Source organism: Luteococcus japonicus (assembly GCF_003752415.1).
Lineage (GTDB): Bacteria > Actinomycetota > Actinomycetes > Propionibacteriales > Propionibacteriaceae > Luteococcus > Luteococcus japonicus.
Genome location: NZ_RKHG01000001.1, coordinates 941,300 through 967,664, shown reverse-complemented (window position 1 = coordinate 967,664; position 26,365 = coordinate 941,300). Strand labels below are relative to the sequence as shown.

23 protein-coding genes and 1 pseudogene are annotated in these 26,365 nt (G+C 68.9%); 17 read left to right on the top strand and 7 right to left on the bottom strand.

Annotated elements, in window-relative coordinates:
• Positions 1 to 63 precede the first annotated feature (63 nt).
• The 9 genes from EDD41_RS04745 (at position 64) to EDD41_RS04705 (ending at position 10,202) form a co-directional block, all read left to right on the top strand.
• Positions 64 to 1,452 (top strand): hemolysin family protein, encoded by a 1,389-nt coding sequence (locus tag EDD41_RS04745; protein WP_094764355.1) that lies wholly within the window; start codon positions 64 to 66, stop codon positions 1,450 to 1,452.
• Between the two features lie 3 nt (positions 1,453 to 1,455).
• Positions 1,456 to 2,685 carry an aminoglycoside phosphotransferase family protein gene (locus EDD41_RS04740; protein ID WP_123575131.1) on the top strand — a complete coding sequence of 410 codons (1,230 nt, stop codon included), beginning with the start codon at positions 1,456 to 1,458 and terminating at the stop codon, positions 2,683 to 2,685.
• Positions 2,686 to 2,809: 124 nt separating this feature from the next.
• Positions 2,810 to 3,922, top strand: coding sequence for a BMP family lipoprotein (locus EDD41_RS04735; protein ID WP_123575130.1), 1,113 nt, complete (start codon positions 2,810 to 2,812; stop codon positions 3,920 to 3,922).
• 101 nt (positions 3,923 to 4,023) lie between these two features.
• The gene (locus tag EDD41_RS04730) at positions 4,024 to 5,598 is read left to right on the top strand and encodes an ABC transporter ATP-binding protein (RefSeq protein ID WP_245995540.1); all 1,575 of its coding nucleotides are present in this window, start codon (positions 4,024 to 4,026) and stop codon (positions 5,596 to 5,598) included.
• Entirely contained in the window at positions 5,595 to 6,827 is a 1,233-nt protein-coding gene (locus EDD41_RS04725; protein WP_123575128.1) for an ABC transporter permease, read from the top strand. Before EDD41_RS04730 ends, EDD41_RS04725 begins: the two co-directional genes overlap by 4 nt.
• Complete coding sequence (locus EDD41_RS04720) at positions 6,824 to 8,176, top strand: ABC transporter permease (protein ID WP_094764360.1); 1,353 nt, start codon at positions 6,824 to 6,826, stop codon at positions 8,174 to 8,176. Before EDD41_RS04725 ends, EDD41_RS04720 begins: the two co-directional genes overlap by 4 nt.
• Before the next feature lies 1 nt (position 8,177).
• Positions 8,178 to 8,567 (top strand): cytidine deaminase, encoded by a 390-nt coding sequence (locus EDD41_RS04715; RefSeq protein WP_094764361.1) that lies wholly within the window; start codon positions 8,178 to 8,180, stop codon positions 8,565 to 8,567.
• A gap of 1 nt (position 8,568) precedes the next feature.
• Positions 8,569 to 9,639, top strand: a complete 1,071-nt coding sequence (locus EDD41_RS04710; RefSeq protein ID WP_123575127.1) for an adenosine deaminase — start codon at positions 8,569 to 8,571, stop codon at positions 9,637 to 9,639.
• A gap of 113 nt (positions 9,640 to 9,752) precedes the next feature.
• On the top strand, positions 9,753 to 10,202 hold the full coding sequence (locus EDD41_RS04705) for an Hsp20/alpha crystallin family protein (RefSeq protein WP_123575126.1): 450 nt from the start codon (positions 9,753 to 9,755) through the stop codon (positions 10,200 to 10,202).
• Positions 10,203 to 10,263: 61 nt separating this feature from the next.
• Here EDD41_RS04705 and EDD41_RS04700 read toward each other — a convergent pair whose 3' ends face one another.
• Positions 10,264 to 11,559: an LCP family protein gene (locus EDD41_RS04700; protein ID WP_123575125.1), complete on the bottom strand. Its 1,296-nt coding sequence runs from the start codon at positions 11,557 to 11,559 to the stop codon at positions 10,264 to 10,266.
• 29 nt (positions 11,560 to 11,588) lie between these two features.
• Between EDD41_RS04700 and EDD41_RS04695 the strand changes: the two genes are divergently transcribed.
• On the top strand, positions 11,589 to 12,485 hold the full coding sequence (locus EDD41_RS04695; protein WP_123575124.1) for a ribonuclease HI family protein: 897 nt from the start codon (positions 11,589 to 11,591) through the stop codon (positions 12,483 to 12,485).
• A gap of 23 nt (positions 12,486 to 12,508) precedes the next feature.
• On the opposite strand, the pseudogene EDD41_RS04690 reads toward EDD41_RS04695, so the two are convergent.
• A pseudogene (locus tag EDD41_RS04690) lies at positions 12,509 to 13,003 on the bottom strand (dioxygenase family protein); the annotation flags it as partial.
• A gap of 270 nt (positions 13,004 to 13,273) precedes the next feature.
• On the opposite strand from EDD41_RS04690, the gene EDD41_RS04685 reads away from it, so the two are divergent.
• Genes EDD41_RS04685 through EDD41_RS04665 form a run of 6 tightly spaced genes read left to right on the top strand, consistent with a single transcriptional unit; the run spans position 13,274 to position 18,940 of the window.
• Positions 13,274 to 13,627, top strand: a complete 354-nt coding sequence (locus tag EDD41_RS04685) for a CoA-transferase (protein ID WP_281273086.1) — start codon at positions 13,274 to 13,276, stop codon at positions 13,625 to 13,627.
• Positions 13,628 to 13,647: 20 nt separating this feature from the next.
• Positions 13,648 to 15,087: a neutral zinc metallopeptidase gene (locus EDD41_RS16780; protein ID WP_170165248.1), complete on the top strand. Its 1,440-nt coding sequence runs from the start codon at positions 13,648 to 13,650 to the stop codon at positions 15,085 to 15,087.
• On the top strand, positions 15,000 to 15,959 hold the full coding sequence (locus EDD41_RS04675) for a neutral zinc metallopeptidase (RefSeq protein WP_170165247.1): 960 nt from the start codon (positions 15,000 to 15,002) through the stop codon (positions 15,957 to 15,959). Before EDD41_RS16780 ends, EDD41_RS04675 begins: the two co-directional genes overlap by 88 nt.
• A gap of 44 nt (positions 15,960 to 16,003) precedes the next feature.
• Complete coding sequence (gene metG / locus EDD41_RS04670; RefSeq protein ID WP_123575121.1) at positions 16,004 to 17,812, top strand: methionine--tRNA ligase; 1,809 nt, start codon at positions 16,004 to 16,006, stop codon at positions 17,810 to 17,812.
• Between the two features lie 26 nt (positions 17,813 to 17,838).
• A complete protein-coding gene (locus tag EDD41_RS16775; protein ID WP_170165246.1) occupies positions 17,839 to 18,003 on the top strand; it encodes a hypothetical protein in 165 nt (54 codons plus the stop codon).
• Positions 18,004 to 18,061: 58 nt separating this feature from the next.
• Entirely contained in the window at positions 18,062 to 18,940 is an 879-nt protein-coding gene (locus tag EDD41_RS04665; protein WP_245995539.1) for a Sir2 family NAD-dependent protein deacetylase, read from the top strand.
• Here the strand turns inward: EDD41_RS04665 and EDD41_RS04660 are convergent.
• Genes EDD41_RS04660 through EDD41_RS04640 form a run of 5 tightly spaced genes read right to left on the bottom strand, consistent with a single transcriptional unit; the run spans position 18,909 to position 24,707 of the window.
• Complete coding sequence (locus EDD41_RS04660) at positions 18,909 to 19,805, bottom strand: CPBP family intramembrane glutamic endopeptidase (RefSeq protein WP_123575120.1); 897 nt, start codon at positions 19,803 to 19,805, stop codon at positions 18,909 to 18,911. The genes EDD41_RS04665 and EDD41_RS04660 overlap by 32 nt on opposite strands.
• Positions 19,802 to 20,389, bottom strand: coding sequence for a uridine kinase family protein (locus EDD41_RS04655; protein WP_245995538.1), 588 nt, complete (start codon positions 20,387 to 20,389; stop codon positions 19,802 to 19,804). Before EDD41_RS04655 ends, EDD41_RS04660 begins: the two co-directional genes overlap by 4 nt.
• A 19-nt stretch (positions 20,390 to 20,408) precedes the next feature.
• On the bottom strand, positions 20,409 to 22,163 hold the full coding sequence (locus EDD41_RS16770) for a DUF2207 domain-containing protein (protein WP_170165245.1): 1,755 nt from the start codon (positions 22,161 to 22,163) through the stop codon (positions 20,409 to 20,411).
• Positions 22,164 to 22,215: 52 nt separating this feature from the next.
• Positions 22,216 to 23,880: a phospho-sugar mutase gene (locus EDD41_RS04645; RefSeq protein ID WP_123575119.1), complete on the bottom strand. Its 1,665-nt coding sequence runs from the start codon at positions 23,878 to 23,880 to the stop codon at positions 22,216 to 22,218.
• A 2-nt stretch (positions 23,881 to 23,882) separates the two neighbouring features.
• The gene (locus tag EDD41_RS04640; RefSeq protein ID WP_123575118.1) at positions 23,883 to 24,707 is read right to left on the bottom strand and encodes a purine-nucleoside phosphorylase; all 825 of its coding nucleotides are present in this window, start codon (positions 24,705 to 24,707) and stop codon (positions 23,883 to 23,885) included.
• A 47-nt stretch (positions 24,708 to 24,754) separates the two neighbouring features.
• Between EDD41_RS04640 and EDD41_RS04635 the strand changes: the two genes are divergently transcribed.
• Positions 24,755 to 26,182, top strand: a complete 1,428-nt coding sequence (locus EDD41_RS04635; protein ID WP_123575117.1) for an NAD(P)H-quinone dehydrogenase — start codon at positions 24,755 to 24,757, stop codon at positions 26,180 to 26,182.
• The last annotated feature ends 183 nt before the right edge of the window (positions 26,183 to 26,365 follow it).

Here is a 26,365-nt window from a genome sequence, read left to right as displayed (position 1 = left end):
GTATCCTGCAGTGGTGAATATCTGGCATGACGCGGCCCTGTGGGGCAAGGCCTTGGGTGAGGCATGAGCACCTCCGAGGTCCTGACCAATGTGGCCCTGATCCTGCTGTTCATCTGCATCGGCGGAGTCTTCTCCGGCGCGGAGATGGCGCTGGTCAGCCTGCGCGAGAGCCAGGTGAAGAACCTGGCTGGCCGCGGCAAGCGCGGGGAGGCGGTGGCCCGGCTCACGTCGGATCCGAACCTCTTCCTGTCCGCCGTGCAGATCGGCGTGACCCTGTCCGGCTTCCTGTCCTCGGCCTTCGGTGGCGCCACGCTGGCGCCGGCCCTCAGCCCGGTGCTGGTCGAGGCCGGCCTGCCGAGCTCGCTGGCCAATACCGCCGCCCTGGTGCTGATCACCATCGCCATCTCCTACTTCTCCATCGTGCTGGGTGAGCTGACCGCCAAGCGGATCGCCATGCAACGCGCGGAGGGCTTCTCGCTGGCCATCGCACCCCTGGTTGACTCGATCGCCCGCATCACGCGTCCGGTGATCTGGTTCCTCGGCAAGTCCACCGATGCCGCCGTGCGGCTGCTCGGTGGCGACCCGAAGGCCTCCCGCGAGGAGGTCACCAACGAGGAGCTCCGCCAGATGGTGGTGGGTTCCCAGACGCTCGGCGCGGAGGAACGCCACATCGTCGACGAGGTCTTCGAGGCCGGTGAACGCAGCCTGCGAGAGGTGATGGTGCCGCGCACCGAGGTGGACTTCCTGCCCGGTGACATGCCCGCCTACAAGGCGATCCGCGAGGTGCAGGGCGCCCCGCACTCGCGCTACCCGGTGACCGACGGCTCCCGTGACCGAATCGTCGGATTCCTGCACGTGCGTGACCTGATGGACATGGATCCCTCCACCCGTTCCACCCCGATCAAGCAGCTGGTCCGGCCGGTGCTGAGCCTGCCGGAGACCGTGCGGGTGCTGCGCGCGCTGACCGCGATGCGCCGTGCCCACTCCCATCTGGCCATCGTGCGCGACGAGTACGGCGGCACTGCCGGCATCGTCACCCTGGAGGACCTGGTCGAGGAACTGATCGGTGACATCACCGACGAGTACGACCTGCCCCCGGCCGGCGTCCACACACAGGTCAACGACATCGACGGCCTGATGACCCTGGAGGACTTCGCGGACAAGTTCGGTTACCTGCTTCCCGAGGGGCCCTACGACACGGTGGCCGGCTACTTCCTGGCACAGTCGGGCACCGTCCCGGCCCTGGGTGACGAGATCACCGTCGAGCTGGACAGGGACCCGGAGTCCGACAAGTTCGCCCACCTGCCCGAACATTCCGCCGTCGTCTTCCGGGTCACGGAACTCGACGGCCGGCGCGCCTCCTGGCTGAGCGTGCGCCGCCGCGACGACGTGCCCTCAGTGGCCACGGGTGCCACGGCCGTGGCCGCAACCGTCGTGGACGCGGAGGCCTGACCGGTGGCCCCGTCCACGATTCCCGGCGATGGTGACGATGGCCAGCAGCTGCTGACCGGGGATGAGGTGGAGCCGCTGCTGGTGGCCGCAGTGGCCCATGCCGGAGGTGACCTGCTGCAGTGGCGGCTGGACCACGTCGACCACGATCCGCAGCGTTCCACGACCGCCACCTACCTCGCCACCGTGCGGTGGACCTTCGGGGAGCGCGAGGAACTGCTGGGGTGCAGCGTGCGCGCCCAGGGGCCGAGCCGGACCGATGACGTGGCGGAGATCTTCAGCGACGGGGAGACGGCCGCCGCGGTGTGGATCTATCCGACTGACCCGGACCTGCCGGGGCTGGCCCGTGCCGCCTTCGCCGAACGGATGGTGGAGCTCGTCAACGAGCACCGCCTGGTGGGACGGCCGGTGGGTCTCGATGACGTGGAGCTGACCATGATCGGCTACCGCCCCCGCCGTCGCGCGGTGCTGCGGATGTGGGTCAGGGGAGAGGTCTTCTTCGTCAAGGTGCTGCGACCGGACCAGTTCGACGCCGTGCTGTCCCGCCACCTGCTGCTGAGTGAGGCCCACGTCCCTGCCCCTGAGGTGGTGGCCACCACGGATGACCACCTGCTCGTCCTGCGGGAATTGCCCGGCCGGCCCCTCGCGCTGGCGATGTTCGACGACGAGCCACCCTGTGACGGGCAGACCGTGGTCGAGCTTCTCGACCGGCTGCCACCCGGGGTGGCGAGGCTGGAGCGTCGGCCACCGTGGACGGATGCCGTGGACCACTATGCCCAGATCATCGCCCATGCCCTGCCCGAACAGGCCGAGCGGGCCGAACAGCTGGCCAGTGCCATCCGGAGCGGGCTGGCCGGAGTCCCGCTGGGGGACGAGCCCACCCACGGGGACTTCCACGAGGGGCAGGTGCACGTCGACGGCGGTCGCATCGTGGGGCTGCTGGACGTCGACACCATCGGCCCCGGACGACGGGCGGACGACCTGGCCTGTCTGGTGGCACACCTGTCCACCGTGCAGCGGATGGACGAGCGCCAGACCCGCAATGTGCACGCCCTGATCCGCGGCTGGGTGCCGGTCTTCGACGAGCGCGTGGACGCCACCGAACTGCGCCTTCGCGCCGCCGCCGTGATCATCTCTCTGGCAACCGGGCCGCACCGCGGCCAGGAGCCCGACTGGGAGGGCGAGACCACCACGATCCTCGATGCTGCGGAGGCGCTGGTCCGTCAGGTCAGCTGACAATCCGATAACGGTTTGCCATGGAGCGGGGTCTTCGGGAGACGTGCGGTGAACGGCAGGTTACGATTTGTGCGCGCCCAACCCCAGGAGCATCCACAAGTTCATCTGCTCAGGAGGCAGTTCAGTGAAGAAGTCCCTCATCGCGCCGGCCATTGCGTCGGCCCTTGCCCTCACCGTCGCAGGCTGCGCCAAGGCCCCCGACGCCACGCCGGCCGCCTCCGGCAGTGCCAGCTCCACCGGATCGGCGGCCGCCGGCTCCGGCACCTTCAAGGCCTGCATGGTCTCCGACGAGGGTGGTTTCGACGACAAGTCGTTCAACCAGACCTCCCACGACGGCCTGGAGCAGGCCGTCAAGGAGCTGGAGGTGAAGAAGGGCGAAATGCAGTCCGCCACCGCCAACGACTTCACCAAGAACATCAACCAGATGGTTCAGGCCAAGTGCAACATCATCGTGACCGTCGGCTTCATGCTGGGCGACGCCACCGTGGCCGCCGCCAAGGCCAACCCCAACGTGAAGTTCGCCATCGTCGACTGGAACGACCCGTCGAAGACCTCCGGCCTGAAGAACCTCAAGCCGCTGATCTTCAACACCGCCCAGCCCTCCTTCATGGCGGGCTACACCGCCGCCGCGATGAGCAAGACCGGCTCGGTCGGCACCTTCGGTGGCATGAACATCCCGACCGTCACCATCTTCATGGACGGCTTCCACCAGGGCGCCACCTACTACAACAGCCAGAAGTCCAAGAACGTCAAGGTCCTGGGCTGGGACCCGAAGAACACCAAGGGTGGACAGTTCACCGGCAACTTCTCCGACGTCGCCGGTGGCAGCCGCATCGCCAGCACCCTGACCAGCCAGGGTGCCGACGTGATCTTCCCCGTCGCCGGCCCCGCCGGTGAGGGCGCCCTGCAGGTGGCCAAGAAGTCCGGCGGCAAGGTCAACGCCGTCTGGGTGGACACCGACGGTTGCGTCTCCTCGGCCAGCTACTGCCCGAGCATCATGACCTCGGTGCAGAAGGCCATGGACGTCGCGGTCTTCGACGCCATCAAGGCCGCCAAGGACGGCAGCTTCAGCGCCGACCCCTATGTCGGCACCCTGGAGAACGACGGCGTCCAGCTGGCCGAATTCCACGAGTTCGACTCCAAGGTCCCGGCCGAGCTGAAGACCGAGCTGGAGGCCATCAAGGGTGACATCGTCTCCGGCAAGATCAAGATCGAGTCGGCCTCGCAGCCGAAGTGACCAGCCACAGCTGAACAATCCTGACCAGGGGCCCCGTCGGCCGGCCATCACCAGCCGACGGGGCCCTTGGCCACCCAACCGAGTGTGGAAGTATGTGCCCCGTGAACCAGACAGCAGCCGTCCCCGCTGCATCCCGTGAGCCAGGCTCAGGGCTGCAACTGCGCGGCATCACCAAGCGATTCGGAAGCCTCGTCGCCAACGACCACATCGACCTGGACATCCGCCCCGGAGAGATCCACTGCCTGCTGGGCGAGAACGGCGCCGGCAAGTCCACGCTGATGAATGTGCTCTACGGCCTGCTGCAGACCGACGAGGGCACCATCACCGTCGACGACGCCGAGCTGCACCTGACCAACCCGAAGCAGGCGATGGCCGCCGGGATCGGCATGGTGCACCAGCACTTCATGCTCGTCGAGGTCTTCAGCGTCGCCGAGAACCTCATGCTCGGCCGCGAACAGGGTCCATTCGGCACCGTGGACATGCGCGCCGCCCGCAAGCGCGTGCGCGAACTGTCCCACCGCTACAAGCTCGAGGTGGAGCCCGACGCCATCATCGAGAACCTGCCGGTGGGCATCCAGCAGCGCGTCGAGATCCTCAAGGCCCTGGCCAATGACGCCAAGTACCTGATTTTCGACGAGCCCACCGCCGTGCTCACCCCGCAGGAGATCGACGAGCTGATGGCCGTCATGCAGGCCCTGCGCGACGAGGGCCGGGCCATCGTCTTCATCACCCACAAGCTGCGCGAGGTGCGCGCCATCGCGGACCGGATCACCGTCATCCGTCGCGGCAAGGTGGTCGGTACCGCCGATCCGTCCATGAGCGAGGCCCAGCTGGCCGAGATGATGGTGGGCCGCGCCGTGAGCCTGACCGTCGACAAGCAGGAGCCGACGCTCGGAGACGAGCGCCTCCAGGTGCGCGACCTCGTGGTGGCCTCCCCGGCGGGTTCGGTGATGGTGGACCACGTCGACTTCAGCGTCCGTGGGGGAGAGATCCTCTGCCTGGCGGGCGTGCAGGGCAATGGCCAGACCGAGTTGGCCGAGGCTGTGCTCGGCACCACTCCGGTCAAGTCCGGCGAAATCCTGATCGACGGCAAGGACGTCGCCCGGATGAAGCCGCAGCAGACCCTGGACGCCGGCATCGGCTTCGTCCCGGAGGACCGACAGAAGGACGGCTTTGTCGGCAGCTTCAGCGTCGCCGAGAACCTGGTCCTCAACCACGTCGAGGACTACTCGCGCGGGCTCGCGCTCGACATGAAGAAGATCCGCGAGAACGCCGAGCAGCGCGTCAGCGAGTTCGACATCCGCACCAATGGCATCGATCTGCCGGTGTCCAGCCTGTCCGGTGGCAACCAGCAGAAGGTGGTGCTGGCGCGCGAGCTGAGCCGCCCGTTGAGCCTGCTGGTGGCCAACCAGCCCACTCGCGGCGTCGACGTCGGCGCCATCGAATTCCTGCACGAGCGCATCGTCGCCGAACGGGACCAGGGCACCGCCGTGGTGATCGTCTCCACCGAGCTCGACGAGGTGGCGGCCCTGGCGGACCGGATCGCCGTGATGTACCGCGGCAAGATCGTCGGCATCGTGCCGCCGGAGACACCCCGTGACGCGCTGGGCCTGATGATGGCCGGCGTCCCGCAGGACGAGGCGCTCGCCGCCGTCCAGGAAGGAGGCCGGGCATGAGCAGCGCCGTGGCCGAGAAGACCGCCCGCACCCGTCGCCCCTTCCCCTGGAGCGAGGTCGTCACCACCCTCGCCGCCTTCGTGATGGCCTTCCTGATCGGCGCGATCCTGATGATCGTCGCCGACCCCGAGGTGAGCAAGAAGTGGACCTACTTCCTCAGCCGCCCCAGTGACGCCCTGACGGCCTCCTGGGACAAGGTCTCCGGCGCCTATGGCGCCCTGATCATGGGTTCGGTGGGCAGTTGGAAGGCCTTCACCGAGACCACCTCGGCCGCCGCGCCGCTGATCAGCGCCGGCCTGGGCATGGCCCTGGCCTTCCGGGCCGGCCTGTTCAACATCGGTGCCCAGGGCCAGGCGATCATGGGTGCCACCCTGGCCGCCTATGCCGGCTTCTCCATCACCAACCTGCCGCTGATCGTGCACCTGCCGCTGGCGCTGCTGCTCGGTGTGCTCGCGGGCGCCCTGTGGGGCGGTTTCGCGGGCTGGTTGCGCGCCGCGACGGGAGCGCACGAGGTGATCGTGACGATCATGCTGAACTACGTCGCCAGCCTCACGCTGGCCTGGTTGCTCACCACCAACGCCTTCCTGCGCGAGGGCCGCAAGGACCCGATCGCGCCCGAGGTGCAGTTCTCCGCCACCTTCCCCCGCCTCGAGGGAGGCCAGCTGCACCTGGGCTTCCTGCTGGCGCTGCTCGCCGCCGGTGGCGTGTGGTGGCTGATGGAACGCTCGACGGTGGGCTTCCGGATCAAGGCCGTCGGCGCCAATCCCGACGCCGCCGCCACCGCCGGCATGAGCGTGGCCCGCACCACCGTGGTCGCCATGACGCTGTCCGGCGCGCTGGCCGGGCTGGCGGGCGTCCAGGCGGCACTGGGCCCCGGTGACTTCGGCCTGCCCACGCCGCTGTCGATGGGCCTGGTCGGCTCGATCGGCTTCGACGCCATCACCGTCGCCCTGCTGGGCCGTTCCAAGCCCTTCGGTGTGGTGCTGGCCGGCATGCTCTTCGGCGCGATGCACGCCGGTGGCCTGGCGATGCAGTCGCAGGCCGACACGCCGCTGACGCTGACCACGGTGCTGCAGGCACTGATCGTCATGTTCGTCGCCGCCCCGATGCTGGTGCGTACCGTCGTGCCCTTCCTCAAGGCGCGCAAGGCACAACCACCGTCGTTGGCCGGTGAGGCCACCACGGCCACCGTGGCCGCCGTGGCCGCAGAGAATGGAGCCAAGGCATGAGGGCCACCAAGTATCCCCAGAGCCCCGTGGCGCAGACCACCTCCTCGGCCGCCGACGGACTGTCCGGCGCCCACGCCGAGGAGATCGTGCTGCGTACCACGGAGAGCGCCGACGCGCGGCGCAGCCGCCTCACCACGGGTGCCCTGGTCACCCTCTTCGGGCTGCTGCTGCTCGTGCTGGCATTGAAGACCACGGGTGCCTCGCACTTCGCCCTGTCGGATGCCTTCGACACGGTGCAGCTGCCCACCATCACCCTGCCGGGCATGGCGACGGTGCTGGTCTGTGGTCTGCTCACGCTGCTGGCCGGCCTCGGCTACCTGTCCGGCCGCCTGCACGGCAAGCTCCCCGCGATCGCTGGGACGGTGGCCGCCCTCGCAGTGATGGTCGGCTTCCTGGCCTGGGCCGTCGCCGGGCGAGACCTGCCCTTCCCGGTCACCAACCAGCTCAACGGCACGCTGGCCATCGCCACGCCACTGGTGCTGGGTTCGCTGGCCGGTGTGCTGTGCGAGCGAGCCGGCGTGGTCAACGTCGCCATCGAGGGCCAGTTCCTCGTCGCCGCCTTCGCCGCGGGCGTCGTCGGTTCCGTGACGAAGTCCATCCCGATGGCCCTGGTGGCCGCCGTCATCGCCGGTGTGCTGATGGCCGCCCTGCTGGCCCTGTTCACCATCACCTACCTGGTGGACCAGGTGGTGATGGGCGTGGTGATCAACCTCTTCGCGGCCGGCATCACTGGCTTCCTCTTCGACCAGCTGGTCCAGCCGCAGTCGACGGAGCTGAACTCGGCGCCGCAGATGCAGAACATCGCCATCCCGGGGCTGTCGAAGATCCCCTTCTTCGGCCCGGTGCTGTTCAACCAGACGGCGCTGGCCTACATCGCCGTGGCGTCGGTCATCCTGGTCTGGTTCCTCGTCTACCGCACCAAGTGGGGCCTGCGCGTGCGCGCCGTCGGCGAGCACCCCAAGGCCGCCGACACCGTGGGCATCAATGTCACCATGACGCGGTGGAGCTCGGTGCTGATGGGCGGCGTCTTCGCCGGCCTCGGCGGCGCCTTCTTCACCATCGGCTCGACGGGTTCCTTCAGCAAGGACATGACCGTCGGCAACGGCTTCATCGCGCTGGCCGCCCTGATCATGGGCCGCTACCACCCGGTGCTGGCACCGCTGATGGCCCTGTTCTTCGGCTTCGTGAAGCAGATGGCCTCCCAGCTGTCCGCCGTCGGCGTCGAGGTGCCCAGCCAGTGGCTGCTGATGCTGCCCTACCTGGCCTGCATCATCGCCGTCGCAGGTCTGGTGGGCCGCGTGCGGGCTCCTGCCGCAGACGGCGTCCCGTACGTCAAGGAAGGTCACTGAGGTGGTCCCCGTCGACTGGGAGGCCCTGCGGCAGCGGGCCCGGGAGCTCAACGCCCGGGCCTACGCGCCCTACTCGGGATACCGGGTGGGGGCCGCGGCCCTGGCGGACGACGGGCGGATCGTGGCCGGCTGCAATGTGGAGAATGCCGGCTACGGCGTCACCTTGTGCGCCGAGTGCGGCCTGGTCAGCGAACTCGTCGCCGGTGGCGGCGGCCGGCTGGTCGCCTTCACCTGCTGCAATGCCGACGGAGAGGTGATCATGCCCTGCGGCCGCTGTCGTCAGCTGCTCTTCGAACACGGCGGCGATGAGCTGCTGGTGGAGACCCCGCGGGGGATCCTCACCATGGCAGAGGTCCTGCCACAGGCCTTCGGCCCGGACGACCTGGCCTGAGATGCTCAGCCTGGACGAGATCCGTCGCCTGCCCAAGGTGACCCTGCATGACCACCTCGACGGGGGTGTGCGGCCCCAGACGGTCGTCGACCTGTGCCGGGAGAACGGGCATCCGCTGCCCACCACCGACGCCGACGAGCTGCAGCAGTGGATCTATGCGCAGTGCGATGCCGGCAACCTGGTGGACTACCTCAAGCCCTTCGAGCTCACCGTCGCGGGCATGCAGACGCCGGAGCAGCTGGCCCGCGTGGCGCACGAGTTCGTGCTGGACATGGCCGCCGACGGCGTCGTCTACGCCGAGACCCGGTGGGCCCCGGAGCTCCACCAGCGACGCGGGATGGGGCTGGCGCGCGCCGTCGAGGCGGTGCGCGACGGGCTGGCCTCCGGAATGGCCGAGGCCACGGCGCAGGGGAGCCCCGTCATGGCCCGGCAGCTGCTGGTCAGCATGCGCCACGACGAGCCCACCCTGCGGATTGCCGAACTGGCCGTGGAGTACCGCGACCAGGGCGTCGCGGGCTTCGACATCGCCGGCGCCGAGGAGGGCTTCCCGCCGAGCCGCCACCGTGAGGCCTTCGACTACCTCAAGCGCAACAATGCCCACTTCACCATCCACGCCGGGGAGGCCTTCGGCCTGCCGAGCATCTGGGAGGCCGTGCAGCTGTGCGGCGCAGAGCGGCTGGGGCACGGCGTACGGATCGTCGAGGACATCGACGTGTCCGGGCCGCGGCCGGTGCTGGGGCGGTTGGCCGCCTATGTGCGTGATGCCCGGATCGCCCTGGAGCTGGCCCCCACGTCGAACCTGCAGACCGGGATCGCGACGACGATGGCCGAACACCCGATCGGCCTGCTCTTCGACCTGGGCTTTCGCGTCACGGTGAACTGCGACAACCGTCTGATGAGCAATACGACGCTCAGCAAGGAGTTCGCCGCGCTGCACGAGGCCTTCGGCTGGGGCCCGGAGGAGATGCGGCGCTGCGCGATCTCGGCGATGCACTCCGCCTTCTGGGACCACCAGGAGCGGGAGCGGATCATCACCGAGGTGATCCGTCCCGCCTACCTCAAGGCCTCGTGAAGAGAACTTGAGTCGGTTCCGCTCAACCCGGGAATAGAGCCGGGGATCCTTGTGTTGGTGGGGATGAGGCCGCAAGGAGCGGCCCCGACCGACAAGGACAGGAGTGAGAAATCATGGCTCGTACCTTCGACCCCTTCCGTGAGATGGACCGCTTCGTCAACGAGTTCACCCGTACGCCCAGCGCGGCGCCGATGCCGATGGACCTCTACCGCGAGGGTGACACCTTCGTCGCCCGGATCGACCTGCCTGGGGTGGACCCCGGCTCGATCGACGTCGACGTCGAGGAGCGCACGCTCACCGTCCGCGCCGAGCGCAAGGCCGACGAGACCGGAGAGGACCGTCGCTGGCTCGCCAAGGAGCGGGCGGTCGGCACCTTCGCGCGGCAGCTGAACCTGGGCCAGGGCCTGGCCCTCGACAAGATCGAGGCCGACTACCGCGACGGCGTGCTGACACTGACCATCCCGGTGGCGGAGCAGGCCAAGCCCCGCAAGATCCAGGTCAACCACCGTGGCTCGGCCGCGCAGATCGAGGGATCGGCTTCCGAGGAACAGCAGGAGGGCTGATCCCGCTCCGGGACGACATGCGGGGCCACCTCCAGCCGGAGGTGGCCCCGCATCGTCATGGTCAGGCGTCCGAGTCCTTGATCCTGGGGGAGGCCGCATAGGCCTCCGAGGGGGTCATCGGGACTCCATTGATCTCCACCGTCTTCTGCGTGCTGACCTGGGCGCAGCCGGTGGTCTCCGCGGAGGTCTGGGCACTGCCGTCGGTGGCCGGGTCGCCGGTTGCGCTGGCCGAGGGGGAGGGCTTCTGGCTGGTGGCCTCGGGCGTTGCACTCGAGGCTGTGCTGGGCGTCGTCTTCGGGGACGGCTTGACCAAGGACTCGTCGGCAGCAAGCTTGTCGAAGAGCTTCTGTGCACCCTCGGCCGGGACGACGGTGTTCACATTCTCCGGGTCAGGAACCGTCGGCAGGGTGACGAAGGCCGTCGAGGAGGCCGGGACGCCACCCACCGTGGCCGCCACCTGGGCGAGGGTGCTCACGCTGTCCAGGCCCGAGTCGACGGTGAGTGCCTTGGTGCCGGCCTCCGCCAGGCGATAGACCTTCTGCGGGTTCAGCAGGGTTCCTGCGCTCTCCAGCTTGCGCTGCAGCGATGACAGGTAGAGCCGCTGGCCGATGGTCCGGCCCAGGTCCGAGCCGTCGCCGAAACCGTGCCGGGTCCGGACGAACTGCAGCGCCGCGACTCCCTGCAGGGTGTGCTCTCCCTTGGCCAGCTTCAGGTGCGAGTAGGTGTCATAGACGTCGGCGTCCACGCAGACGTCGACGCCGCCCACGGCATCGGACAGGCTCACGACACCGGAGAAGTCCACCATCATGAAATGGTTGATGGTCAGACCCGTCAGTTCGTGCACGGTGCGCAGCTGGCAGTCGACGCCGTAGTTGAGGGAGCCGTTGATCCGGCCGCGAGTGCCTGCCTCACGCGTCTTGCCATTGCCGGTGCAGGCCGGCAGGTCGAGGATGGTGTCCCGCGGGATGCTCATCACGGTCATCGACTCGTGGTCAGCCGAGATGTGCACCAGCATCTCCACATCGGCATTGGTGTCGCCGTCCAGCTTGTCGTCGCCGCAGGAGCCACCGAGCTTGCAGTCCGCCGCATTCTGCCGGGAGTCGGTGCCGATCACCAGGATGTTCTGGGCCTTGCCCTTGGGCAGCCCCTCCAGCGCCTCGCCCTGGACATCAGAGGGGATCTCCATCGACGTGATGTTCGCATTGAGGTGCCGGTAGAGGCCATAACCACCCGCTGCCAGGAGCAGGGCAAGGACCACCAGGGCGGCCAGGAGCTTGCGCAGGCGCGGATGGCGGTGCTCGACGCGCCGCGGAGGGGCGCCGGCCTCGGTGGGCTCGTCGGGGGCGACATGCTTCATGGGAGTCGAGATTACGGCACAATGAGCCGGTGATCACTGCTGCCGCCGACGGTTCCTCCCTGTCCAATCCCGGCCCGGCCGGTTGGGCCTGGTTCATCGACGAGAACTGTTGGGCCGCCGGTGGCTGGCCCCGGGGAACCAACAACATGGGTGAGCTGATGGCGGTGCTGAACCTGCTGCAGCAGACCGCCGTCGTTCCCGAGGAGCCGCTGCACATCCTGTGCGACTCGCAGTACGTGATCAATTCCGTCAGCAAGTGGATGCCGGGCTGGAAGCGCAAGGGGTGGAAGAAGGCCGACGGCAAGCCGGTGATGAATGTCGAACTGCTCCAGGAGATCGACCGGCAGCTCGTGGGGCGCACCGTCACCTTCGAATGGGTCAAGGGCCATGCCGGCCACGCCATGAACGAGGCGGCCGATTCCCGGGCCCAGGCCGCGGCCCGGGCCTATCGCGACGGCACCGCAGTGCCTGCGGGTCCCGGCTTCCAGGGAGCTGGGGCGGAAGGGGCCACCAGCCTGGACGTGGCGCCCAGAACGCCAGAGCCCGTGGAGATCGACCTGTTCAGCTTCGACGAGGAGCCGGCCGCCCGGGACGAGGACGACGTGGTGGCACTGGAGGAGTCCCTGCTGCTCGACGCCGTGCGCAGTGACCGTCGCCGTGTGGAGGCCCTGCTGCATCCGGAGTACACCGAGATCGGAGCATCGGGGAAGTTGTGGAGCCGGGCGCGGATGCTGGCCTCCGTCGAGCCGCTGACCAATCGCACGACACTCGAGGTGATCGGCACCGATCGGTTGGCCGACGACGTCATCCTGCTGCGCTGGCGTTCCCGTGGCCGCGGTGCCATCGCTTTGCGCAGTTCGGTGTGGGTGCGTACCCCGTCGGGCTGGAGGCTGCGCTTCCACCAGGGGACGCCCGCCGACCTGTGAGGGCAGGCGGTCAGCAGACGAAGGATCGCAGGGCCTCGGCCGTCTCGCCCGGGGCCGGCGGCGGCGATCAGCTTGCCGCAGGCGCCGTCGGTAGGGATCATGTACGGCGTCGGCTTGGTGGTGTGGATCTCGAAGGAGCCGTCCTGGTTCACCGGGAAGGTGCCGCGCAGGTTCCACTCGGGCTGGCCCGGGACGAACTGCGAGTAGAAGCCCAGGCTGTCGGCGTGCCACAGCTCGACCTTGGCGTCGCTCAGCGGCTTGCCGTCGGTGCTGGTGACGGTGCCGGTCCAGATCATCCGGTCGCCGGACTCGTCCTCGCGCATCGGGATCTGGCCGTCGGTGCAGACCGGGGCGTCCGGCACGTAGTAGGGGCCCTCGATGGAGCCCTTGCTGCCGTCGCGGTGCTCGGTGGCGACATCCTCGACTGCATGCTCGACCCACACGTCCAGGAAGAGCGGCCATTCGCCGTCGGCGCCCACCTGGATCAGCCATGCCTTGAAGGCGTTGTACTCGTCGTAGGAGACGGGAGTCGACCGACGAGGCCGTCGCGGGTGTGCAGGATGGCGACGTCGTCACGCCGTCCATCTTCGTCGGCCGCGTGGTGCGCGTCGACGCTCGTTCCTACGCCGTGGAGGGTGCCCGATGAGCATCGAGAACCTGGACCGTGAGCCGCTGGGCAAGCCGGAACTGGCCGCCCTGGTGGCCACCGCCATCCGGCCGGGATCCTTCGTGAACCTGGCAACGGGCAGCCGACCACCGTCGCCGACCACATCGCGGCGGATGCGGGCGTGGTGCTGCACACCGAGAACGGCATGCTCGGCATGGGGCCCGCCGCGGTGGGGGACCAGATCGACGCTGACCTGACCAATGCCGGCAAGGTGCCCGTCACCGAACTTCCGGGTGCCAGCGACTCCCACCACGCCGACTCCTTCGCCATGATGCGCGGCGGGCACCTCGACGTGTGCGTGCTGGGGGCCTACCAGGTGGCCTTCAACGGTGACCTCGCCAACTGGCACACCGGCAAGCCCGGCGCGATCCCCGCCGTCGGTGGCGCGATGGACCTGGCTAGCCGGTGGGCTGAGGTGAACCCTCGGGCAGGCAGACTGGCGCCACCCCCAGGAGAGGAAGACCTATGTCTGTAAGCAGAATCCGAGCACTTTCCGTGCTGTCTGCGGCCGGTCTGGCCCTGGGCGTCGCGGGCGCGGCGGCGCCCGCGGCCAGCGCCGCCCCAGCCCAGCCCGCCCAACGCGTCCAGAAATTGGACCAGGACCAGCTGCGTCGCCTGCAGCAGATCCGCACCGCCCTGGCCCGGCAGGGCGTCGAGGCCAAAGTGCGTGCGTACCTCGCCGAGCGCGGCCTGCCGATGCCGGAGCGTCCTGCCGTCGAGGAACCGTCCTCCTGCGAGGCCGATACCGAGGTGACCCGCTACGCCCAGCAGCAGGCCAAGCGGTTGACCCTCACCGACCAGGTGGTGCTGGGCCTGAGCCTGGCGGACATGCTGCCGCTGGTGGAGGCGGTGCAGGCCAAGCACGCCTCGCAGGCCCCGGTCTCGGTCACCGGGCACGGGAAGGTCCTGAACAGCACCTTCACCCAGTTGCAGGTCTTCTGGAAGGTCGACGGCAAGCAGATCGGCCTGCGCGGCATGACCGGCGAGATGCTGATGAACCCGCGCCGGGTCCAGGCGGCCTACCAGGCCATCGGACTGCCGAAGGAAGTCTCCCGCGTGCTCGGTGAGGCGCTGGCGGGCTATGTGGCCACCAGCCCCGGGTTGGACCGCGGCCGCAACGCGCTGCTCACCTTCAATGCCATGGCCACACCCGCGCAGGCCGGGACGCCGGCTCGGATCGTGATGGGCAAGGGGCTGCTGCAGGCCTATGACGCCTTGGGCCACGGTGACGTCGCACCCCAGGTGGTGCTGGCCCATGAGTTCGGCCACCAGGTGCAGTTCCGGTTGGGGATGATCGACCCGAAGAAGGCACCGACACCCCAGGGCACCCGCAAGACCGAGCTGCATGCCGATGCGCAGGCCAGCTACTTCACCAGCCACCGCAAGGGGCGCGCGATGAGCGCGGCGCAGCAGCGCGAGGTCCTCGACGTCGTGCACGGCATCGGTGACTGCAATGTCTCCAGCCAGGGCCACCACGGCACACCCGCCCAGCGTCGCGCCGCCGCCGCATGGGGCCAGCGGCAGGCCGCGGGGAAGACGGCGGTGATGCCGGTGGCCGGATTCCGCTCCGCCTTCCAGACCGCACTGCCAGGCCTGCTGTCGGCCTCCGCACCGCACGCGATCGCCAGTTTACCATTCCAAGCCCACCACAGCACACCCAAAGGAGAACCGTCATGCACACCACACCCACCCCTCGGATCACCCGCCGTGGCCTGCTCGCCGGCGCCGGTGCCGGTGCCGGGGCACTCGCCCTCGGCCTGTCGGTCCCGCACGCCCAGGCGGCGCCCGTCTCCCTGCCCCAGGCCAACATCGACCAGCTCTTCGACGACTTCCTGGCCAGGCACGCGGTGGACCACTTCAACCGTCCGTTCACCCGTGCCATCGATCCCACCCAGTACGAGTGCACCCCCGATGACGCCGTCGACGTCTGGATGACCGCCCAGATGGCCAGGCTGAGCGAGCAGGACCGGCAGGTGATCCAGGAGGCCGGGCTGGACATCCTGCCCGCCGTCGACGCGATGCTCACCACCGACGTCACCGGCGCCTCCTACGCCCTCACCCGGCACGCCCACGACCTGCGCAAGACCTTCACCAAGTGCCAGCGCTTCTGGGACATCGACGGCTCCGACATGACCCTGATGGCGATGAGCACGGACATCTACACCGACGTCGAGCGGATGGTGCGCGCCTACACCGAACTGGGCCTGGACGCGGCAACCTCCCGCGAGCTCGCCGAGTTCGTGAAGTCCTATGTCCCGTCCAGCAAGGGCCTGGAGGGCGGCCACTTCCCGCTGCTGTCCTTCAACGCCTTCGCCTACAGCACCTTCGGCCAGCAGCCGCAGATCGTCGACCGGATCGTGATGGGCGAGGGCCTGCTGCGCGCCTACGACGAGCTGGGCTTCGGTGACGTCGCGCCGCAGGTGGTGCTCGCCCACGAGTACGCGCACCACGTGCAGATGGAGATCGGGATGATCACCCCCGACACCATGGCCAGCTCCACGCCCGAGGGGACGCGTCGCACCGAGCTGCACGCCGACGCGTCGGCCGCCTACTTCGCGTCGCACCCCAAGGGCCTGAGCATGCAGACCAAGCGCATCCTCGCCTTCGGCAAGGTCTTCTACGGCATCGGTGACTGCCAGTTCGCCAGCACCGGCCACCATGGCACCCCCAAGCAGCGCCACGCCGCCGCGATGTGGGGCGTCCAGGTGCAGGAGTCCACCCGCCCGAAGTCCCGGATCCGTCCCACGCGCGTCCTGCGTGACGAGTTCGACGCCAAGCTGCCGGAGCTGATCGCCCCCGACGCCTGATCCTGTGTCATGGGGGCAAGGCTGACAGCGATAGTCTTGCCTCCATGTGCGCTCATGTTCTTGCTGCCGTCGCGTGGCCCTATGCCAATGGTCCCCGTCACATCGGACACGTTTCCGGGTTCGGGGTTCCCTCCGACGTCTTCAGCAGGTTCATGCGAATGTCGGGCCACGACGTCCTGATGGTCTCGGGCACCGACGAGCACGGCACCGCCATCCAGGTGAAGGCAGACTCCGAGGGCCTGACCGCCGAGCAGACCGCGGACAAGTACCACCGGATCATCGCCGAGGACCTGCAGGGCCTGGGCCTGTCCTATGACCTGTACACCCGCACCACCACGGACAATCACCGCCAGGTGGTGCAGGAGATGTTCACCGTCCTGCACGACAACGGCTACATCATCAGCCGCACGGAGATGGGCGCCATCAGCCCCTCGACCGGCCGCACCCTCGCGGACCGCTACATCGAGGGCGAGTGCCCGCACTGCGGCTTCGACGGTGCCCGCGGTGACCAGTGCGACAACTGCGGCCGCCAGCTGGACCCCGTCGACCTGAAGAACCCGCACAGCCGGATCGACGGCGAGGTGCCCAACTTCGTCGAGACCGAGCACTTCTTCCTGGACCTGCCCGCCTTCGGCGAGGCCTTGGCCGCCTGGCTGGAGACTCGTCAGGACTGGCGCCCGAATGTGCTGCGCTTCAGCGCCAACTTCGCCAAGGAGCTGCAGCCTCGCGCCATCACCCGTGACCTGGACTGGGGCATCAAGATCCCGCTGGAGGGTTGGGAGGACAACAACCTCAAGCGCATCTACGTCTGGTTCGACGCCGTGATCGGCTACCTGTCGGCCTCCATCGAGTGGGCCAAGCGATCCGGTGACCCCGAGGCGTGGAAGACCTACTGGCAGGACGAGGCCACCCGCAGCTACTACTTCATGGGCAAGGACAACATCGTCTTCCACTCAGTGATCTGGCCCTCGATCCTGCTGGGCGTCAACGGCAAGGGTGACAAGGGCGGCCGCAGCAGCGAGTGGTTCGGCACGCTGGACCTTCCCACCGAGGTGGTCAGCTCCGAATTCCTCACCATGGGTGGTTCCAAGGTGGCCAGCTCGCGCGGCGCCTCGATCTTCGTCGGCGATTTCCTCAAGGAGTTCGGCCCCGACGCCCTGCGCTACTTCATCGCGGTGGCCGGGCCGGAGAACCAGGACACCGACTTCACCTGGGACGAGTTCGTCCGCCGCACCAACTACGAGCTGGCCAATGAGTGGGGCAACCTGGTCAACCGCTCCGTCTCGATGGCGCACAAGAATGTCGGCTCCATCCCGGAGGCTGGCGAGTTCACCGCCGAGGACACCGCCCTGCTGGAGGCCAGCAAGGAGGCCTTCACCACCGTCGGTGAGCTGCTGGAGGTATGCAAGTTCAAGGCGGCCATCACCGAGGCGATGCGGATCGTCACGCTCGCCAACCGCTACCTGTCGGACCAGGAGCCGTGGAAGCTGAAGGACCAGCCCGAGCGTCGCAACACCGTGCTGCACGTCGCGCTGCAGGTGGTCAGTGACTGCAACACGCTGATGACGCCCTTCATGCCGCACGCGGCGCAGAAGGTCTTCGAGGCCCTGGGTGGCACCGGCGTGTGGGCGGCGCAGCCTCAGCTGGTGGAGGTCACCGAGACCCGCGAAGACGGTTCGGAGAAGTCCTACCCGATCCTGCAGGGCGACTACGCCAACGAGCTGGCCGAGTGGGCGTCGAAGCCGATCGTCGTGGGCACTGCGCTGTCCAAGCCGAGCCCGATCTTCGCCAAGCTCGACGACACGCTGGGCGAGACGGGTCCCGAATGGGCCCCGATCAAGCCGGTCGTCTGACCCACTGACTCCGGCATCATTGTCGGGTGAGAATCCGACGGATCGCGGCGGCCACGCTGGCACTGCTTGTCATCGTGATGGGCGGGGCGATGCGCCCTGCACAGGCGGCACCGGGCGATCGCATCACCCGGCTGTCCGTGACCTACGAGGCCGTCCTGGAGCAGGCACCCAAGCTGCAACAGCCCGCCTGACCACCTCCTCTCCTTACGGGACATGTCATCGTTGTTGGCACACGCCTAGACTTCTGGCGTGAAACCCGTCGTGAGCGTCCGGCACGCCACCCGCCCCTGGCAGCCCACCGAGGTCTTGCGCGGGGACGTCGAGGATGCCCGTGAGCTGCTGGAGGAGCTCGACGGCGTGGTGGTGCTGACCGGCGCCGGGATGTCGACCGACTCCGGAGTGCCGGACTACCGCGGCCCCAATGCCCAGCGGGCCACGCCGATGATGTACGCGGAATTCGTCGGGGACGAGGCGAACCGTCGCCGGTACTGGGCACGCAACTACCAGGGCTGGGCGCATCTGGGTCAGGCCGATCCCAATGCGGGACACCGGGCGCTGGCGCACTGGGAGGCGATGGACCACCCGACCCGGCTGGTGGGTCTGGTCACCCAGAATGTCGACGGCCTGCACGAGGCCGCCGGGTCCCAGCGCCTGATCACCCTGCATGGCCGTTCAGCGGAGGTGATCTGCCTGCAGTGCGGCCAGATCACGGCGCGCACGGACCTGCAGCCCCGGCTGGCCGCGCTCAATCCGGAGGTCCAGCCGCGGCGGGACATGGGTCATGCGGAGCTGCGGCCCGACGCCGACGCCGTCGTGGACGAGTGGCAGGACTTCGTCGTCCCCGAATGCCTGAACTGTGGGGGAGTGCTGAAGCCGCACGTCGTCTTCTTCGGTGAACCCGTCCCCAGGCAGCGCGTGGAAGAGGCCTTCGCCTGGTGCGACGAGGCCGACGCGCTGCTGGTGGCCGGCAGCTCCCTGACGGTGATGAGTGGCCTGCGTTTCGCCCGGCACATGCACCGCCGCGGCAAGCCGGTGATCGTGGTCAACCGCGGGGCCACGAGGGCCGATGAGCTCGCCACGATCCGGCTGGATGCCTCTACCAGCGAGGTGCTGCCGGCCCTGCTGTGAGGCGTCGGCGCCACAGCGGCGCCACGACGCGCCCCTGCACCACCAGGGAACGGACCAGCCACAGCGAGATCGCGGTCCAGACCAGCACGGCGACCAGGGAGGCCTCCAACCCGAAGATGCCGCCGGAGATGAGCTCCGGGCCGGCGGGGTGGCTGACCACCAGCCCGTCGCCATTGTGGGTGGCGCCGGAGACGGCCGATCCCAGGATGGGACCCTGCATCACATTCCAGGCGGCGTGCACCCCGATCACCACCCACAGGCTGCGGGTCAGGGCGTAGAGCAGGCCGAACATCATGCCGGCCTCCAGGGCGATGGCCACGGCACCCCACCAGGTGGCCTGCGGGTTGTTGATGTGCACCAGCCCGAAGACCGCGGCGGAGACCAGCGTCGCGCCCCAGGTGCCCAGCCCCGCCTCCACGAGGCGGAAGAGGATGCCGCGGAAGATGATCTCCTCGCTGATCGCGGCCACCACCCCCATCATGAACAGGGGCTGCAGCAGGGGGGCGTGCGAATTGGTGCCCTCGATGGTCCGCCAGCCGCCGGCCCACAGGACCGCGAAGACCACCAGGCAGGCGGCCGTGCCGATTCCCAACCCCACGGGCAGACCCCGCCAGCGCGACGGGTCCACCTCCACCGGCGGGCGTCGGTTCTCCAACAGGAGCACCACGACGGCATAGGCCAGCACGCTGGCCACCAGTTGCCCGGTCAGGTAGACCCAGTCCGGGGCCCTCCCGTCCTGCTCGAAGACCACGGTGGTCATCGCCACGGCCACCATCACGACGACGAAGACCACCGCCCGGATGACGGGATGGCTCCACCACTGGCCCGGCCGCAGCGGCTGGTCCGGGGCGCTGCGCCAGCTCATGCCCCTGCTCTCAGGTCCTCGATCAGCTGGGTGGCCTGCGCCATCCCCATTGGCCGGAAGCCCAGGTCCAGGGCGTGACGGCGCTTGGCGCGTTCCTCGCGCCACAGCATCAGGCCGCGGCGCACCAGGACGGCGGGTGGCTTGCGGTGCCCGGCGAGGTCCCGACGCAGTCGCCGGACGAAGTTGGCATGGCGTGACCGGTCCAGCCAGACGGGGGTCACGTCCACCCCGTGTTCCCGGCAGGCCGCAAGCAGGTCCGGGGCGAAGATGCCCTCGGCAATGACCACGGGCGCATCGGAGACGTCGACGAGGTGGGTTCCGGTGGCGCGGCTCAGGGCGATGGAGTACTCGGGGACCTCGGCCCGTCCCGTCGCGAGCACCTCCCGCAGGGCGTCGATGGCGGCGGGCAGGTTCCAGGTGCCGACGTCATCCCAGTCGACCAGGCCGGTGGCCCGGCGGGGCAGGCCGGGATGGTCCTCGGCGTGGTAGAAGTCGTCCAGTCGCAGCTGGGGTGTTGCGGTGGTGCGGGCCAGGCGGGACTTGCCGCTGCCCGACGGGCCTGCGAGCAGGATGACGGTGCGCATGGGCGGTCAGTCTAGTGAATCACCAGCCGCCGCCGCCGCCACCGCCGAAGCCGCCGCCGCCTCCACCGCCCGAGCCGCCGGAGGACGAGCTGGACGCGGAGCTCAGGGATGCACTCATGGCGCTGTCGATGGTGCCCAGCCCGTCGAAGCTGCTCATCCCGAAGTCCGTCCCGCCGACGTACCAGGCTGCGGCGCCCATGTCGTAGCGGCCCTCGTCGGCCAGCTGCTGGAAGACCTTCACCCAGCGGTCGGCCACGTCGAAGGCGATGGCCCAGGGCAGGTAGCGGCTGAAGATGTCGACGCCCTCCTCGAAGCGGATCTGGTTGGCCTCCGCGGTCTCCAGGTACAGCTTGAAGCCCCGTGTCTCCCGCAGTGTGGCCTTGCCCTGCTCGCTTCGCCGGATGAAGCGGGAGGTCAGGAAGAAGAGCAGCAGGGCGGGGACGACCAGCAGTACCGGCAGCATGCCCCACCCGCGCAGCGCGGCCACGACGGTGGCCGCCACCAGAGCGAGCAGCAGGAAGACACCCACGAGGACGACGGTGAGTGTGGTGGACACGGGGCTCTTCGAGAACCAGCCGTACTGCGTGGCCTGACTCCGCAGGGAGGTCTGCTGCCTTCCCATGAAGCCGGTAAAGCGCTTCCGCTTCTTCATCTCCTCGGTGGTGATGGTGCTGGCCCCGCCGAAGAAGTCCTGCAGCAGTTCCTGCTCGTGGTGGGCCAGCGGGGTCGGGTCGCCGAGCCGTTCGAAGGTGAAGCTCTTCTTCCCGGTGGGTTCGATCCGCAGGTGGCCGCGGACCGCCAGGTCCACCAGGGTGGCCACCACATCGCGATTGCTGGTCATCCCCTTGAGCAGGTAACCGGCCTCGCCGGGGCGCATCCCGCTCGGCGGGTTGAAGCGGACGGCGACGACCTCGTCGTAGTCGCTGCCCCGGCGGGTGCCCTTCCAGAGGCCGACGGAGCCCAGCGCGGCCAGCAGCGCGCCGATCCCGGCGGCGAGGGGGTTGCCGCCGAAGGTGTTGCCCCACCGGTAGCGATGGGTCTTCTCCACCACGACGTCGGAGTAGGTCCCGGCCGGGCTTCCCGCGACCACCTGCATGCCGCGGCCCTCCTTCAACCCGGTGGCCCGGTAGTGCACCGTCGAGCCCGACGAGGTGGAGTCGGCGCTGGCCTCGCAGGGCTTGTCGAACTTCTTGCCCTGGAAGCATTTTGCCAGCTTCACGGCGCCCGGGACGGTGATGGTCGCGGTGGCCTCGTCGATCGGGACCTGCCAGCCGGTGCCCACCACGCTCCAGTTGAACTCGTCCAGGTGTGAGTCCTTCTGGTCGGGTTCCACCAGGCCTCGGATCGTGTACCTGATCACATAGGTCTGCAGGCCCTGGACCTCCCGGTCGCGGTGGCCGATCCGCACCTTGAGGCCGGCGGGCTCGCTCTCGATCTTGAGGTCCGTGGGGGCGCCCGTCGGGCTGGTGACCTCGTCGATGGTGACGGGGGTCATCCGCCACAGGTCGGGCTCGCTGGCGACGGCGGTCCGGCCGGTGAAGACGACGAAGGGTCCGTGGCCCTCGTCATCGGAGAAGTCGAAGTCGATCGTGGTGACGGCCTTGCCGACGCCCTGCTCGTCGACGGTGATCCGGGTGTCGTGCCGGGTCAGGTGCCAGCTGGACGGCGGGTCGTCGTCGGCGTGTGCGGGCCCGGCGGCAGCCAGCAGTCCACCGAGTGCCAACAGGACTGCGAAGAGCGCACTGACAAGGTGGTGGAGACGAGGATGATGCATGTCTCAACGCTACGACCCGGTGGGTGCAGTCCGCCTCCGTCGTAGGGATGACTCAGGCCTGGACCCCGAGGGCCGCTGCCATCTCGTCGCGGATCCCGGTGAGCATCCGGGCGGCCTCGGTGCGCGCCGCCTTCAGGTCTGCGGCCGACTCCTCGGCCCCGACCCGCGCCTCCAGGTAGCACTTGAGCTTGGGTTCGGTGCCAGACGGGCGGGCGACGACGTGCACCCATTCTCCGGTGAGTTCGATGGCGTCGGTGGGGGGCAACTCGGCGGTGCCCTGGTTGAGGTCACGGACGTCGACGGGCTCACCCAGCAGGGTGGCCGGCGGGTTCTTGCGCAGCTTGGCCATGGCGTCGCGGATGATCTGCAGGTCCTCGACGCGGACGCTGAGCTGGCCGGTGACGTGCACGCCGTGGGTGCGGGCGATCTCGTCGAGCCGGTCCGCGATGGTCTGGCCCTTGGCCTTGAGCTCGGCGGCCAGCCGCAGGATGGTCAGGCAGGCGGTGATGCCGTCCTTGTCCGGGACGTGCGCGGAGTCACAGCAGTAGCCGATGGCCTCCTCGTAGCCGAAGGCCAGGTCCGGGACGCGTCCGATCCACTTGAAGCCGGTCAGGGTGGTGGCGTGCGGCTTGCCCGCAGCCTTGGCCATGGTGGCCAGCAGGGTGGAGGAGACCACCGAGTTGGCATAGGTGCCCGGCACGTCGCGACGAATGGCGTCGTCTCCGAGCAGGGATCCCAGCTCGTCGCCGGTCAGCATCCGCCAGCCGACGGTGGGGAAGGGGGCGGCGATGGCGCAGCGATCCGCGTCGGGATCATTGGCGATCACCAAGTCCACGTCGGTCTGCTCCGCCAGTTCCAGGGCCAGGTCGATGGCGCCGGGCTCCTCCGGGTTGGGGAAGGCGACGGTGGGGAAGGTGGGGTCCGGATCGTGCTGCTGCCCGACGGAAATGGCGGCGGGGAATCCGGCCGCGGCCACGGCCTGCTCCACGACGCGGGCGCCGACACCATGCATCGCGGTGTAGACCCAGTCGATCTGTCTGGGGGCCTCGGACGGGACGAGACCGGCGGCCACCTCGCAGTAGGCGTCGACGAGTTCCTGCCCGATCAGCGCGTGGTCCGTCGAGCGGGGGAGTTCGGCAACCGGGCGGGCCGCGGCCAGCGCGATCTGGTCTGCGATCTCGGCGTCGGCCGGGGGCACGATCTGCGAGCCGTCGCCCAGGTAGACCTTGTAGCCGTTGTCGGCGGGTGGGTTGTGGCTGGCGGTCACCACGATGCCGGCGACGCAGCCCAGGTGCTTGATCCCGAAGGCGACGACGGGGGTGGGGACGTTGGTGTCACTGAGGATGGGCTCGAAGCCGGCGCCGGCGAAGATCTCGGCGGTGTCGCGGGCGAACAGGTCGGACTTGGTGCGGGCGTCGTAGCCGATCAGCACCTTGCCACCGGCGTGGCCCTGGGCCTGCAGCCAGGCGGCGAAGCCGGCGGCGGCCTGGCTGACCACGATGCGGTTCATCCGTCCGGGCCCGGGGCCCAGTGCGGCACGCAGTCCGGCGGTGCCGAAGGTCAGCGGACCCGCGAAGGCGGATTCGATCTCTTCGGTGGCAGCCGCGTCACCGGCGTCGCTCGCGGCGAGCAGTTCGCCGAGCCGGGCCTGGGTCTGTTCGTCGGGATCCTCGGCGATCCAGGTGAGTACCTTGCGGCGCAGGTCGCTGCTGATCATGGTCAGATCCTCTCCAGGATTCCCTGCAACAGGGCGGTCAGGCGCGGGCCGGCCTCCTTGCCGGCGGCGATCACCTCGGCATGGTCCAGGTTCTCGCCGCTGATGCCGGCGGCGGCATTGGTGACCAGGGAGATGCCGAGCACCTCAAGCCCGGCCTCGCGGGCGGCGATGGTCTCCAGTGCGGTGGACATCCCCACCAGGTTGCCGCCGATCACGCCGGCCATCCGCACCTCGGCGGGAGTCTCGTAGTTGGGGCCGCTGAACTGCACGTAGACGCCCTCCGGCAGCGAGGGGTCCACCTCGCGCGCAAGATCCCGCAGCCGACGGCTGTAGGCCTCGGACATGTCGATGAAGGTGGCGCCGCGCAGCGGCGTCGCGCCGGTGAGGTTGATGTGGTCGCTGAGCAGGACGGCGGTGCCGGGCGCCCAGGCCGGGTCCAGGCCCCCGCAGCCATTGGTCAACACCAGCGTCGAGGCGCCCAGTGCCGCGGCCGTGCGCACGCCGTGCACGACGGGCTCCACGCCACGTCCCTCGTAGAAGTGGGTGCGGCCGGTGAGCACCATCGCCACCTTGCCGCTGGCGGTGCGTGCCAGCCGCAGGGCGCCACCGTGTCCGGCGACCACGGGTTTGCTGAAGCCGGGCACCGCGTCGAGGTTGATGCTGGCGATCTCGTCGCCCAGCTGGTCGACACCCTGGTTCCAGCCGGAGCCGAGCACGAGGGCCACGTCGATGTTGTCCAGACCCGCCGGGGCCAGCAGCTGCGCGCGGACGAAATCGGCGGCCTGCTGGGCGATGGCGGTGGGATCACTGAAGTCGGTGCTGCTCACCGGACCAACGATAGGGGAGAGCGTCCAAATCATGGAACAATGACGGCGTGACCAGAGTCGTGATCATTGGTGGAGGCCCCGGAGGCTACGAAGCTGCCCTAGTGGCGGCCCAATTGGGCGCGGAGGTGACTCTCGTGGAAGGTACCGGGCTCGGCGGCGCCGCCGTGCTCACCGACTGCGTACCCTCCAAGACGCTCATCGCCACCGCGGAGGTGATGAGCCTGATCGAGCGCGCCGGCCAGCTGGGCCTGAAGGTGACCAGCTCCGGCGACGACGACTCGGTGGTCTCGTCCGTCGAGGTCGACCTCAAGACCGTGAACGGGCGCGTGCTGGAGCTGGCCAAGGCGCAGTCCGAGTCGATCGCCCGCAGCATGGAGAAGGCCGGTGTCACCGTCATCGACGGTTGGGCGCACATGGAGTCGGCCACCCGGATCACCGTCAGCAATGACGCGGGCACGCAGGAGCTGGAGGCCGACATCGTGCTGGTGGCCACCGGCACCACGCCCCGCGAGCTGGACACCGCCAAGTGCGACGGCGAGCGGATCCTGAACTGGAAGCAGGTCTACAACCTGTGCGAGCTGCCCAAGAAGCTCATCGTCGTCGGCTCCGGCGTCACGGGTGCCGAGTTCGCCAATGCCTATGACGCGCTGGGCGTCGACGTGGTGCTGGTCAGCTCCCGCAAGCAGGTGCTGCCGGGCGAGGACCAGGATGCCGCCGGCGTGCTGCAGGACGTCTTCGAGCGCCGGGGCATGGAGATCATGAGCGAGTGCCGCGCCGTCAGCGCGCGTCGTGAGGGCGACGAGGTGATCGTCGGCCTGGAGGACGGCCGCGAGGTCCGCGGCTCGCACTGCCTGATGGCCGTCGGCTCCATCCCGAACACCAAGGACATGGGCCTGGAGAATGCCGGCGTGACGCTGGCCCCCAGCGGCCACATCGTCGTCGACAAGGTCTCCCGCACCTCCGCGCGCACCGTCTACGCGGCCGGCGACGTGACCGGAGTCTTCGCCCTGGCCTCCGTGGCCGCCATGCAGGGCCGCATCGCCATGTGGCACGCACTGGGCGACGCGGTGGCCCCGCTGAACCTGAAGTCCGTCTCGTCCAATGTCTTCACCTCCCCGGAGATCGCCACCGTCGGGATGACCCAGAAGCAGGCCGACGAGGGCACGCTGGACATCGGCCAGATCATGCTGCCGCTGGCCGGCAACCCGCGGGCCAAGATGCAGGGCGTCACCGACGGTTTCGTGAAGCTCTTCTGCCTGCCCGTCACCGGCATCATCGTCGGCGGCGTCGTGGTGGCCCCGCACGCCAGCGAGCTGATCCACTCCATCTCCCTCGCCGTCGCGGAGAAGATCACGGTGGACCAGTTCAGCCATGACTTCACCGTCTACCCGTCGATGTCCGGCTCCATCGCCGAGGCGGCCCGACGCCTGCACCTGCACGCCCACCCGGAGAAGCCCTCCAGCACGCAGGTGTGAAGCGCAGGAATGGATCTTCACGTCGGGAAGAACCTGCACATCTGGCCGACCAAGGGCCGTGAATCCGCGGGTCGGAATCGCTCTGGTATGTCCGGGTCCTCATTGGTGTCACCGCTCCAGCTCGGCGGGGCGGGATGTCGTCGCGGTACTGGTAGATAAGCGATCCGACCGACCCGCCCGAGG

Bases quoted from the DNA above. Each gene is read 5' to 3' on its own strand.
- EDD41_RS04745 (WP_094764355.1), top strand. From the start codon at position 64: ATGAGCACCTCCGAGGTCCTGACCAATGTGGCCCTGATCCTGCTGTTC.
- EDD41_RS04725 (WP_123575128.1), top strand. From the start codon at position 5,595: ATGAGCAGCGCCGTGGCCGAGAAGACCGCCCGCACCCGTCGCCCCTTC.
- EDD41_RS04720 (WP_094764360.1), top strand. From the start codon at position 6,824: ATGAGGGCCACCAAGTATCCCCAGAGCCCCGTGGCGCAGACCACCTCC.
- EDD41_RS04710 (WP_123575127.1), top strand. From the start codon at position 8,569: ATGCTCAGCCTGGACGAGATCCGTCGCCTGCCCAAGGTGACCCTGCAT.
- EDD41_RS04705 (WP_123575126.1), top strand. From the start codon at position 9,753: ATGGCTCGTACCTTCGACCCCTTCCGTGAGATGGACCGCTTCGTCAAC.
- EDD41_RS04700 (WP_123575125.1), bottom strand. From the start codon at position 11,559: ATGAAGCATGTCGCCCCCGACGAGCCCACCGAGGCCGGCGCCCCTCCG.
- metG (WP_123575121.1), top strand. From the start codon at position 16,004: ATGTGCGCTCATGTTCTTGCTGCCGTCGCGTGGCCCTATGCCAATGGT.
- EDD41_RS04660 (WP_123575120.1), bottom strand. From the start codon at position 19,805: ATGAGCTGGCGCAGCGCCCCGGACCAGCCGCTGCGGCCGGGCCAGTGG.
- EDD41_RS04655 (WP_245995538.1), bottom strand. From the start codon at position 20,389: ATGCGCACCGTCATCCTGCTCGCAGGCCCGTCGGGCAGCGGCAAGTCC.
- EDD41_RS16770 (WP_170165245.1), bottom strand. From the start codon at position 22,163: ATGCATCATCCTCGTCTCCACCACCTTGTCAGTGCGCTCTTCGCAGTC.
- EDD41_RS04645 (WP_123575119.1), bottom strand. From the start codon at position 23,880: ATGATCAGCAGCGACCTGCGCCGCAAGGTACTCACCTGGATCGCCGAG.